The organism is Kribbella yunnanensis, from assembly GCF_039529655.1.
Lineage (GTDB): Bacteria > Actinomycetota > Actinomycetes > Propionibacteriales > Kribbellaceae > Kribbella > Kribbella yunnanensis.
In genome coordinates, this window is record NZ_BAAANF010000027.1 from 156,248 (window position 1) to 167,334 (window position 11,087).

The 11,087-nt window shown below is 67.8% G+C and carries 13 protein-coding genes; 4 read left to right on the forward strand and 9 right to left on the reverse strand.

The genetic code is table 11. The features are described from left to right. Positions 1 to 519: DUF6328 family protein (locus ABD231_RS38275; RefSeq protein WP_344163975.1), on the forward strand; the 519-nt coding region annotated here is incomplete at its 5' end. Here the strand turns inward: ABD231_RS38275 and ABD231_RS38280 are convergent. After that, positions 500 to 1,357, reverse strand: a complete 858-nt coding sequence (locus ABD231_RS38280; RefSeq protein WP_344163978.1) for an LLM class flavin-dependent oxidoreductase — start codon at positions 1,355 to 1,357, stop codon at positions 500 to 502. The two genes, ABD231_RS38275 and ABD231_RS38280, sit on opposite strands and share 20 nt — an antisense overlap. Before the next feature lie 56 nt (positions 1,358 to 1,413). Here ABD231_RS38280 and ABD231_RS38285 point away from each other — a divergent pair, with 56 nt between their 5' ends. Together ABD231_RS38285 and ABD231_RS38290 are read left to right on the forward strand one after the other, a co-directional pair. After that, the gene (locus tag ABD231_RS38285) at positions 1,414 to 2,190 is read left to right on the forward strand and encodes a dioxygenase family protein (RefSeq protein WP_344163981.1); all 777 of its coding nucleotides are present in this window, start codon (positions 1,414 to 1,416) and stop codon (positions 2,188 to 2,190) included. 38 nt (positions 2,191 to 2,228) lie between these two features. Beyond that, on the forward strand, positions 2,229 to 2,825 hold the full coding sequence (locus ABD231_RS38290; RefSeq protein ID WP_344163984.1) for a Uma2 family endonuclease: 597 nt from the start codon (positions 2,229 to 2,231) through the stop codon (positions 2,823 to 2,825). Here the strand turns inward: ABD231_RS38290 and ABD231_RS38295 are convergent. After that, positions 2,822 to 3,802: an SMP-30/gluconolactonase/LRE family protein gene (locus ABD231_RS38295; protein ID WP_344163987.1), complete on the reverse strand. Its 981-nt coding sequence runs from the start codon at positions 3,800 to 3,802 to the stop codon at positions 2,822 to 2,824. The genes ABD231_RS38290 and ABD231_RS38295 overlap by 4 nt on opposite strands. 43 nt (positions 3,803 to 3,845) lie before the next feature. Here ABD231_RS38295 and ABD231_RS38300 point away from each other — a divergent pair, with 43 nt between their 5' ends. Then, the gene (locus ABD231_RS38300) at positions 3,846 to 4,481 is read left to right on the forward strand and encodes a phosphatase PAP2 family protein (RefSeq protein ID WP_344163990.1); all 636 of its coding nucleotides are present in this window, start codon (positions 3,846 to 3,848) and stop codon (positions 4,479 to 4,481) included. On the opposite strand, the gene ABD231_RS38305 is transcribed toward ABD231_RS38300, so the two are convergent. The 7 genes from ABD231_RS38305 to whiA all read right to left on the reverse strand — a co-directional run bounded on the left by ABD231_RS38305 (position 4,471) and on the right by whiA (position 11,087). Then, complete coding sequence (locus tag ABD231_RS38305) at positions 4,471 to 4,830, reverse strand: RNA polymerase-binding protein RbpA (protein WP_344163993.1); 360 nt, start codon at positions 4,828 to 4,830, stop codon at positions 4,471 to 4,473. The genes ABD231_RS38300 and ABD231_RS38305 overlap by 11 nt on opposite strands. Positions 4,831 to 4,845: 15 nt before the next feature. Then, complete coding sequence (gene secG / locus ABD231_RS38310) at positions 4,846 to 5,079, reverse strand: preprotein translocase subunit SecG (RefSeq protein ID WP_132403979.1); 234 nt, start codon at positions 5,077 to 5,079, stop codon at positions 4,846 to 4,848. Then, positions 5,076 to 5,882, reverse strand: coding sequence for a triose-phosphate isomerase (gene tpiA, locus ABD231_RS38315; protein ID WP_344163998.1), 807 nt, complete (start codon positions 5,880 to 5,882; stop codon positions 5,076 to 5,078). The genes secG and tpiA overlap by 4 nt, the downstream gene beginning before the upstream one ends. A gap of 3 nt (positions 5,883 to 5,885) precedes the next feature. Continuing rightward, complete coding sequence (locus tag ABD231_RS38320; protein ID WP_344164001.1) at positions 5,886 to 7,079, reverse strand: phosphoglycerate kinase; 1,194 nt, start codon at positions 7,077 to 7,079, stop codon at positions 5,886 to 5,888. Between the two features lie 80 nt (positions 7,080 to 7,159). Further along, on the reverse strand, positions 7,160 to 8,164 hold the full coding sequence (gene gap / locus ABD231_RS38325; RefSeq protein WP_344164004.1) for a type I glyceraldehyde-3-phosphate dehydrogenase: 1,005 nt from the start codon (positions 8,162 to 8,164) through the stop codon (positions 7,160 to 7,162). A 195-nt stretch (positions 8,165 to 8,359) separates the two neighbouring features. After that, positions 8,360 to 9,889: a M4 family metallopeptidase gene (locus tag ABD231_RS38330; protein ID WP_344164007.1), complete on the reverse strand. Its 1,530-nt coding sequence runs from the start codon at positions 9,887 to 9,889 to the stop codon at positions 8,360 to 8,362. A 214-nt stretch (positions 9,890 to 10,103) separates the two neighbouring features. Continuing rightward, positions 10,104 to 11,087, reverse strand: a complete 984-nt coding sequence (gene whiA / locus ABD231_RS38335; RefSeq protein ID WP_171673147.1) for a DNA-binding protein WhiA — start codon at positions 11,085 to 11,087, stop codon at positions 10,104 to 10,106.

The following is an 11,087-nucleotide window of genomic DNA, read 5'->3' on the forward strand; positions in this document are numbered from 1 at the left end:
TTGTCCGGGGTGACAATGGTCGCGATGACCGAGAACGAGCGATACAGCCGCCCCGGGGAAGACGCCGGTGAGCGTCTGGACCGGCAATGGGGTGAACTGCTTCAGGAGCTGCGGCTGGCGCAGACCGGCACCCAGATCCTGTTCGCGTTCCTGCTCAGCATCGCATTCCAGAATGCGTTCCAGAGTGCGGACGCGTTCACCCATCATGTGTACGCCGGAACGCTGATCGCCTCCGCTCTCGCGGTCGGGCTGTTCCTCGCGCCGGTGTCGTTCCACCGGATCGTCTACCGGCACAAACTGCGCGACCGGATGCTCCCGATCGCCAGCCGAATGGCCGTCGCCGGCCTGGCCTTCCTGGTGCTCGCCATGACCGGCGGCGTCCTGCTGGCGATCGATGTCGTGGTGTCCCGCCCGATCGCGATCGTCGTCGCCGCGATCGTCCTGCTCTGGTTCATCGTCTTCTGGTACGCCATCCCCGAGTGGGTACGGCGTCGCACGCCTAACGGAAGCGCGGAATGACCTCTGCGGCGATCTGCTCGAGCACGTCCTCGTTGCCGGCGTAGATGCCTTCCGCACGCGGCCAGTGCGTGATCACGTCGGTGAAGCCGAGGGTGGCCGCCCGGCCGACGATGTCCTCGAAGGCGGCGATGCTGGACAGCGCGTAGACGCTGTTGTCGATCGAGAGGTAGCGATCGAAAGGGCCGGTGGCAGTGAGCACGTCATCGAGGCGGTGGGACAGCTCGGTGACCGTGGCGAACCAGCTGTCGAGGTCGTCGGCGCGACCGCCGGTGGTGACCCAGCCCGCGCCGTACTTGGCGGCCAGGCGGAGCGAACGCGGGCCGTTGGCGGCCATCACGAACGGCACGCGCGGTTGCTGGATGCAGCCCGGGAGCGTGCGGCCGTTGCGGACCTCGAAGTACTCGCCCTTGTAGTCGACGCCGTCGGTCGTCAGCAGCGTGTCCAGCAGCTCGACGAACTCGGTGAGCCGGTCGACCTTCTGCTTCGGAGACAGATCGGCGCCGCCCTGGATCGTGGTGTCGATGCCACCGCCGGCGCCGAGACCGCAGAGGAAGCGGCCGTCAGAGATGTCGTCGAGGGCAAGGATCTCGCGGGTCAGCGCGAGCGGGTGCCGGAAGTTCGGTGAGGTGACGAACGTGCCGAGCTTGATCGTCGACGTCGCCAGCGCAGCCGCGGTCAGGGTCGGCGTCGTCCCGTACCAGGGTGAGTCCTGTAAGCCGCTCCAGGTCAGGTGGTCGTAGGTCCAGGCGTGGTCGAACCCGAGCTCCTCCGCCCGCCGCCAGCGCCGCTCTGCTTCCTTCCACCGGTATTCCGGCAGGATCGTGATCCCGAATCGCATGGGTGCACCTTATCGACTCGGGAATAGATTGAGTGTTCAACTAGGTTCGGATGAGCATGACTACCCCGGTGCTTTACCTGAGCCACGGCGCACCCCCGCTGGCCGACGACCGCCGCTGGACCGCCGAGCTGGCCGGTGTCTCGGCCGCGCTCGAGCGCCCGACCGCGATCCTGATCGTCTCCGCCCACTGGGAAGCCGCCCCGCTCACCCTCGCGGCCACCGAGACCGTGCCGCTGCTCTACGACTTCGGCGGCTTCCCGGAGCGCTACTACCAGGTCCAGTACGCCGCCCCCGGCGCCCCGCAGCTCGCCGACCAGGTCCGCAAACTGCTCCACTCCCCCGGTACGCCGGTCTATGACGACCCGACTCGCGGTCTCGACCACGGGGCTTACGTCCCGCTGAAGGAGATGTACCCAGAGGCCGACATCCCGGTCCTCCAGGTCTCGATGCCGACCCTCGACCCCACCGAGCTCTTCCGCATCGGCCAGAAGCTCGCACCCCTGCGCGACCAGGGCGTCCTGATCATCGGCAGCGGCTTCACCACGCACAACCTGCGCGAAATGAACTTCGCCGCCGGCGTCGACGCCCCCGCCCCGAACTGGTCGATCGAGTTCGACGACTGGACCCGCCACGCCCTGCAGTCCCAAGACGTCGACGCCCTGATCGACTTCCTCCACAAGGCCCCAGCCGCCACCATCGCCCACCCCCGCACCGAACACTTCGCCCCACTGTTCGTCACCCTGGGCGCCGCCGCCAACCAACTCCCCACCGCCGAAACCATCATCGACGGCTTCTGGTACGGCTTGTCGAAACGCTCCTGGCAAATCGGCTGAGACAAAAGAAGTATCATCCTGCTGAGAAGGAGGTAGGTATGTCAGCCGTTGAATATGAGCCTTATTTCGATCCGATGGTCGACCTGGACGGTCTGTGGACCGTGGAGATGGCGGCGCGTCACCTGCCGATCGACGGAATGCCGCCCACGCGGTACGAGGCAGTAGAGGGAAGGCTCCGGATGAGTCCCCGCGAGGGCAGCGCAAACAGCTGGGCGACATCCCGACTGATCCGTCTACTGGACCCGGCGGCGCTATCCGCGGGACATGCGCTGTACACGGCGCTTAATGTTCGGACCGGGATCAAGGGATGGATCGAGCCCGATCTGGTGCTTCTCAAGAGCCCGGCCAGGAATCAGACCTGGTTCGAGCCCGAGCAGGTGCTGTGCCCAATCGAGATCATCTCTCCGTCCTCCCATCACCGGGATCGGATCGACAAGCCGGCCATCTGCGCCGCGCTCGGCATTCCGTTCTATCTGCACGTGCAGGTTTGGCGAGGTGAGGTGGAACTGGAGCTGTTACGTCTCGGCTCCAGCGGGCGGTACATCACGCAGGCGCGGGCACGCTCCGGTGAGCTGTTCGAGACCGCGGAGCCGTTTCCAATGAGCTTCGACCCGGCGGAGCTTCTCGAACCCTAATGCGCAGGCGTTGGGAAGCTCGCGATCGTTGTGGTGCCGATGCTGGCTAGCCAGACTTTGCCGTTGTGTTCGCGGACGCCGGTGGGCATGCGGAAGTCGGGGTGTTTGCCGCGGAGGTCGTGGATGAGGGTGCCGGACTCGTCGTAGGCCTGGACCTCGATGATGTCGGCGGGGCCGGGCTGGAGGGCGTCGGGGAGGGCCCAGACGAGTTTGCGGAGGATGGGGGGCTTGGGGAGCAGGAGGTCGAGGAGGGCGTTGCGGGGTGAGCCGATGGTGACCCAGATGAGGCCGTCGGAGCCGCGGGCGATGTTGTCCGGCAGGCCGGGGACACGGGCCAGTACGGCGGGCTCTGCGTCCGGCGTCCTGAGGTCGAGTTTGTAGACGGCGTACGTCGCGGTTTCGGCCCAGTAGAGGGTTTGGTGGTCGGCGCTGAGGGCCACGCCGTTGGGGAAGGCGCGGTTGGCGGCCAGGCGGGTGACTGTGCCGTCGGGGGTGAGGCGGTAGACGCTGCCGGTGGCGGAGTGCTCGAGCAGGTCGCCCTTCCAGTTCTCGAAGCCGAAGCGGGTGGACGAGTCCGAGAAGTAGATGGTGCCGTCGGGGTCGACGGCGGCGTTGTTGCAGAAGCGCATTGGGCGGCCGTCGATCTCGGCCAGCAGGGTGGTGACCCGGCCGTCCTTGTCGAGGGTGAGCAGGCCGCGGTTGGCGTCGCAGACCAGCACCTTGCCGTCCGGAAGCCACTCCAGCCCGAGCGGCCGGCCGCCGGTGTCGCCGAGCACGCTGATCGCCGTACCGTCGGGGCTGACCCGCAGGATGCGGCCATCCACGAGACCTGTGAGGACACTGCCGTCCTCATCGATCAACGCGTCCTCGGGCCCGTGACCCGGTACGGCGACCGTGCTGACCTGCAGGCTCGTCGGGTGCCGAACGGGGTCGGCCGGGGGCGGGTTCCAGCGCACAGGAGCGATCGACGACTTCATGAGCCGACCCTAGCGTCCGGGGACGTTCCAGGGTTGATCACCGATGCGGCTCGGGGTGGCGTCGCCGGACGCTGTCGAGATGGAACCTTGGTCGAGATCTCGTCTGGCCGTCGTCGGCGTCACCTCGCTCGTGGCAATGGCCGCCGCCGGCTACCTGCTGCGGACAACCATTCCGCCTGCCGACCACTGGCTGGTCACGCATGCGTATGCCGCACCCGGTTCGATACCGGCAGCGGTCGCCACCATAGCCAGTGGAGTCGGCACGCTCGCCGCCATCGTCGGCCTACTGGTTGTGGCCGCACTCACCTGGCGACGACGAGGCCCACGCGAAGGCCTGTTGCCGCTCGCAGTGGTGCCGGTATGCCTTTCCCTGCTGGCATTACAGGGACTTCTGAACCGTGGCGGACCGCCACAGCAACCCGAGGCCGGCACCTATCCGAGTGGCCACGTGACGGTCGTGACGACAGCGGTCGCAGTGACCCTGCTGATCGGAACCAGCTGGCGCCGCCGCATATCAGCGCTCGGCGGTACGGCGATCCTGCTGGTCAGCGCCAGCCGGATCGCGCTGGCCGAGCACTGGCTGCTCGACGTGGCCGGCGGGATCGCCGGAGTGGCCGGTGTCGCGCTGCTGTCCTACGCAGTGCTGCACCGGCCACAACCACAAACGGTCAGAAGATGACTTCGCCGCGGGCACGCCGCGCGCGGAGTTTCTCCAGGGCCTCTTCGAGGATCTCGGCCGCCTCCGTCTCGGAGCGCCGCTCCTTCACGTAGGCCAGGTGGGTCTTGTAGGGCTCGATCTTCGTCGGCGGCGGGGGGTTGTTCACATCGGTGCTGGTCGGCAGACCGCACCGCGGACAGTCCCACGCCTCCGGGACAGCTGCCTCGACCGCGAAGACGGTCGCCGTCTCGTGCCCGTTGGCACAGAAGAACACGACACGCTGGCGGGGCGCGGTGTCGCCGCGCTCCGCCTCGCCCATCGGGCCGGCACCGACCCGGCTGCCACGAATAGCACTACCACCACCAGCCACGGGAACCTACCTCCCTCAGCCGATTTTGTAGAGCAGGCCGAGCGCGACGATGGAGGCGAACCAGATCAGGCCGACGCCGATCGTGATGCGGTCCAGGTTCCGCTCGGCGACCGAGGAACCGCCCAGGCTGGACGACACTCCACCACCGAACAGGTCGGACAGGCCGCCACCACGGCCTTTGTGCAGCAGCACGAGCAGCGTGAGGATGAGGCTGCAGATGAGCACGACGATAGAGAAAGCGAGGATCACGAGGAGTAGCCTAACTGAAGGTCCAGGTAACGGCAGATGCCGGCGAACTCGTCCACCTGGAGGCTCGCACCCCCGACGAGACAGCCGTCGACATCCGGTTGGGCCATGATGCCACCTGCGCTGGCCATCTTCACCGATCCGCCGTAAAGAATCCGTACCGAGTCGGCCACCGAGGGTGAAATCGTCTCCTCGATCCGCGCCCGGATCGCCGAGTTGACCTCCTGGGCGTCCTCCGGGGTCGCGACCTCGCCGGTCCCGATCGCCCAGACCGGCTCGTAGGCGATGACGACCTTGCGGACGTCGTCCTGCTTCAGACCGGCCAGTCCCGCATCAACCTGGGCCAGCACGTGCTCGACCTGGCCGTTCTCCTTGCGGATCTCGAGACCCTCACCGACGCACATGATCGGGATCAGGCCCGCCTCGAGTGCCTTGGCGGTCTTGGCGTTGACCAGCGCGTCGTCCTCACCGTGGTACTGCCGGCGCTCCGAGTGTCCGGTCAGCACGTAGGTGCAGCCGAGCTTGCTCAGCATCGCGGCCGAGATCTCACCGGTGTAGGCGCCGGAGTCCTTGGTCGACACGTCCTGGCCGCCGTACTTGATCTTCATCCGGTCACCGTCGACCAGCGTCTGCACGCTGCGGATGTCGGTGAACGGCGGCAGCACCGCCACCTCGACGCGCTCGAAGTCGTGCTTCTTGTCCTGCAGCGTCCACGACAGCTTCTGCAGCAGGTGCACGGCCTCAACATGGTTGAGGTTCATCTTCCAGTTGCCCGCCATCAATGGCGTACGGGCAGCTTCTGCCATGGGTCAGTCCTCTTCCAGTACGGCGAGTCCCGGGAGCTCCTTGCCCTCCAGGTACTCGAGGGATGCGCCACCACCGGTGGAGATGTGGCCGAACGCATCGTCGGCGAAGCCTAGCTGCCGGACGGCGGCCGCGGAGTCACCGCCACCGACGACACTCAGGCCATCTACCTCCGTCAACGCCTGCGCCACAGCCTTGGTTCCGGCCGCGAACGCCGCCATCTCGAAGACGCCCATCGGGCCGTTCCAGAACACCGTCTTCGCGGCCGCGACCTCGGTGGCGAACGCCTTGCCCGAGTCGGGACCGATGTCCAGGCCGAGCTGGTCGGCCGGGATCGCGTCGGCCGCGACCACAGTCGCGGGCGCGTCGGCGTTGAACTCCGGCGCCACCACGATGTCGGTCGGCAGCACGATCTTGTCGCCGGCCTCCTTCAGGTAGCCGCGGACGACGTCGAGCTGATCCTCCTCGAGCAGGCTCTTGCCGACCTCGTGTCCCTGCGCCTTCAGGAAGGTGAAGACCATGCCGCCGCCGATCAGCAGCTTGTCGGCCTTGGCCAGCAGGTTGTCGATCACCGCGAGCTTGTCCGACACCTTGGCGCCGCCGAGCACGACGACGTACGGACGGGCCGGCTCCTCGGTCAGCTTCTTCAGTACGTCGACCTCCGCCAGCACGAGGCCGCCGGCGGCATGCGGCAGTTTGCGGGCGACGTCGTACACGCTGGCCTGCTTGCGGTGCACGACACCGAAGCCGTCGCTGACGAAGACATCCGCCAGGGCGGCGAGCTCGTCGGCCAACTGGTCACGCTGCGCCTCGTCCTTGCTCTCCTCGCGCGGGTCGTAGCGCACGTTCTCGAGCAGCAGGACCTCACCCTCGTCCAGCTCCTGTACGGCGGACTGGGCGGAATCGCCGGTCACATCGGTCGCGAAGTGCACGGTGATGCCCTCGGCGGACAGCAGCTCGCCGAGCCGCTTGGCGACCGGGGCGAGGGTGAACTCCGGGTTCGGGGTGCCCTTCGGGCGGCCGAGGTGCGCGGTCACGATCACCTTGGCGCCGGCCTTGGCCAGCTTCACCAGCGTCGGCAGCGAGGCGCGGATGCGGCCGTCGTCGCCGATCACGTCGTTCTTGATCGGCACGTTCAGGTCGGAGCGGACGAGTACCCGCCGGCCGGCCAGGTCGCCGAGGTCTTCGATGGTCTTCACGTTAAGGCTTCCTTCATGACAACGTCCGGAGAACCGGGGCAGGACCTCGGTTCCCCGGACGTGACGGGATCAGGCGATCGTCAGAGCGAGGCGCCGACGTAGTTCACGAGGTCGACGAGGCGGTTGGAGTAGCCCCACTCGTTGTCGTACCAGCCGACGACCTTGACCTGGTTGCCCAGGACCTTGGTCAGGCCGGCGTCGAAGATGCAGGAGGCCGGGTCGGTGACGATGTCGCTCGACACGATCGGGTCCTCGGTGTACCGCAGGTAGCCCTTGAGCGCACCCTCGGCAGCGGCCTTGACGGCGGCGTTGACCTCTTCGACCGAGGTCTCGCGGCCGACGTTCACGGTCAGGTCGGTGGCCGAGCCGGTCGGGACCGGGACGCGCAGCGCGTAGCCGTCCAGCTTGCCCTTGAGCTCCGGCAGCACCAGGCCGATCGCCTTGGCGGCACCGGTCGAGGTCGGGACCACGTTCAGCGCGGCGGCGCGGGCGCGACGCAGGTCGCTGTGCGGGCCGTCCTGCAGGTTCTGGTCCTGGGTGTAGGCGTGCACCGTCGTCATCAGGCCCTGCTGGATGACGAACTCGTCGTGGATGGCCTTGGCCATCGGGGCGAGGCAGTTCGTGGTGCAGGACGCGTTCGAGATCACGGTGTGCTTCTCGGCGTCGTACAGCTCGTGGTTCACACCCATGACGACGGTGAGGTCCTCGTTCTTCGCCGGGGCGGAGATGATGACCTTCTTGGCGCCGTTGTCGGCGTGCGTCTTGGCCTTGGTGGCGTCGGTGAAGAAGCCGGTCGACTCGATCACGATGTCGGCGCCGACGTCCGACCACTTCAGGTTGGCCGGGTCGCGCTCGGCGAAGGCCTTGAAGCTGTGGTCGCCGACCGAGATGTCGGTGTCGGTCGCGGACACGTCACCAGGAAAACGGCCCAGGATCGAGTCGTACTTGAGCAGGTGGGCCAGGGTCTGGTTGTCGGTCAGGTCGTTGACGGCGACGACCTCGATGTCGGCACCGGACGCCTGGACGGCGCGGAAGAAGTTACGGCCGATCCGGCCGAAGCCGTTGATACCTACGCGTACGGTCACGGGACTACGTCTCCTCGAACTAGCGTTCCAGCACTGCTCTTCACCCCGAACACTAACCCAACCGCCCACTCGGCCAACTGGTGCTATCCACAGCAGACCACCGCCCATCGCGACGAGGTTTCAGACCAGACCACTTGCTGGTCTGGAACCTGGCGGTTTCCGCAGTGTTCCTGCGGAAACCGCCGGTTCACCGGATCAACCGACGACGTTCACCGCGGCCCACGCCTTGTCGACCGCGGCCCGCTCGGGGCTGCTCGCGCCGTACAGGTCGGTGGCGGCGTTCAGGGTGGCCGTGCGGGCGCCCTTGTAGTCGGTGCGCGACGTCATGTACGTCGTCAGTGCGCGGTACCAGATCTTCTCGGCCTTGCTGATGCCGATGCCGGTCACCGTGATGCCGTTGACCGTCGGGCTGTTGTAGGCGACGCCGTTGATCGTCTTCGCGCCGCTGCCCTCGGACAGCAGGTAGAAGAAGTGGTTGCCGACACCGGACGAGTAGTGCACGTTCAGCCGGCCGACGCCCTTCGACCACGAGTCGGCGCTGGCGCCGTCCATCGACGGCTTGTCGAGCCGCCGGATGTAGTTGGTGGCCGGGTTGTAGTCGGTGAAGATCTCCTCGCCGAGCACGTAGTCCGGAGTGTCCGAACCGTTGGCGGCGTACCACTCGACCGCCGTACCGAAGATGTCCGACGTGGACTCGTTCAGGCCGCCGGACTCACCGCTGTAGCGCAGACCGGCCGAGCGGCTGGTGACACCGTGGCTCATCTCGTGGCCTGCGATGTCCAGCTCGACGAGCGGGCCGATCCCCTGGCTCGGGTCGCCGTCGCCGTACCGCATGCAGAAGCACGAGTCGCTCCACGAGGCGTTCACGTACGCGCCGTCGTGGACGTAGGACTTCGCACCCTTGCCGTCGTTGGCGATGCCGTTACGGCCGTGCACGTTCTTGTAGTAGTCCCACGTCTTGGCGATGCCGTAGTGGGCGTCGACACCGGCCGACTGCGGGTTGGAGTTGCTACCGGTCCCCCACACGTTGTCGGCGTCGGAGAACAGCGTTCCGGCGTTGTACGTCGAGTTGCCGCCGCGGACCGGGTCGACCATCGTCCAGCTGGTGCCGGACTTGGTGGTGTCGAGGCCGACCGTGCCGACGTACAGGCCCGAGCCGCTGCCGAGGTCGTCGGCGACCGTGCTCCAGCTGTCGAGGACCTTGCCGGTCTGAGCATCGACGTACGTCTCGGTGCCGGTCGGCTCGCCCTTGGCGTTGCGGCCCTCGGAGACGACCTTGTAGGCGAGCTTGGACTGGCCGGCGTTCGTGACGAACACGACCAGCTGCTGCCGGGCGGACTTCTGCTTGGCGGCCGCGCCGGCAGCTGCCGCGGAGACGGTCGGCTTGATCGACAGGCCGAGCTTGCCGATACCGCCACTGGACGAGCGGGCCTTGCCGGCCTTGTCCTGGTGGACGACGACGTCACCGCCGACGACCGGCAGGCCTTGGTAGGCGCGGTCGAACCTGACGTGGCTGCTGCCGTCACCGTCGACGACCACGTCGCGGACGACGAGGTCTCCGCCGTCACCGAGGCCGAGGCCGGCGGCGTTGGCGCGGGCGGCAGCGACCGGCGAGGCCGCCGGGCCACTGCTCGGCTGGGCGGCCTGGACGGGGACCGTCACAGCGAGGACGGCCAGGCCGGCGATCGCCGTCGCGGCGAGACCGGCGCGATGGATGCGCTTCATGCGTACTCCCTTGGGCGGGAAGACGCGCACGAACCGGGACATGTCGTGCGCGATTGGGCACGCACACCCTCAGCCACCCCTTGGCGAAAGGGAATCGATCGGCCCGGAAAAGGCCGGAAGTCCCGGGAAAACCTTCAGTCCTGGGCCGGCGCCCCGCGCAACAGCGACGGCCCCCGGTCGAGACCGAGGGCCGTTGAACGCTGAGTACGAAGGATCAGGCGGGGTCGAGCATTTCCGGGGTGAGGTTGGCCTCGGTGTTCGGGATGCCGAGGTCGCTGGCGCGCTTGTCGGCCATCGCCAGCAGGCGGCGGATGCGGCCGGCCACGGCGTCCTTGGTGAGGGCCGGCTCGTGCAGCTGACCGAGCTCTTCGAGGCTGGCCTGCTTGTGCTCGAGGCGCAGCTTGCCGGCCACCTGCAGGTGATCCGGTACGTCGTCGCCCAGGATCTCGAGTGCGCGCTCGACCCGTGCACCCGCGGCGACCGCGGCGCGGGCGGAACGGCGCAGGTTCGCGTCGTCGAAGTTGGCCAGGCGGTTCGCGGTGGCGCGGACCTCGCGGCGCATGCGGCGCTCTTCCCAGGCCAGGACCGACTCGTGGGCACCGAGGCGGGTCAACAGCGCGCCGATCGCGTCACCATCGCGGATGACCACGCGGTCGACGTTGCGCACCTCACGGGCCTTGGAGCCGATGCCCAGCCGACGGGCTGCACCCACCAGCGCCAGCGCAGCCTCCGGACCAGGGCACGTCACCTCGAGCGACGACGAGCGGCCCGGCTCGGTCAGTGAACCGTGAGCCAGGAACGCACCCCGCCAAGCGGCCACCGCGTCACAGGACGCACCCGACACCACGGCCGGCGGCAGGCCGCGGACCGGACGGCCGCGGTTGTCGACCAGCCCGGTCTGGCGGGCCAGCGCATCACCGTCGCGAACGACCCGGACGACGTACTTCGTTTGCTTCCGGATTCCGGACGGGGAGATCACCACGACGTCCGACGGGTGCCCGAAGATCTCCGCGATGTCCTTGCGCAGCCGGCGGGCGGCCGCACCACTGTCCAGCTCGGCCTCGACGACGATCCGGCCGGAGACCAGGTGCAGCCCACCCGCGAAGCGCAGCACGGACGACACCTCGGCCTTGCGGCAACAGGGTTTCGTGACCTGGATGCTGGTCAACTCGGACTTCACCTGTGCTGTCATCGCCAT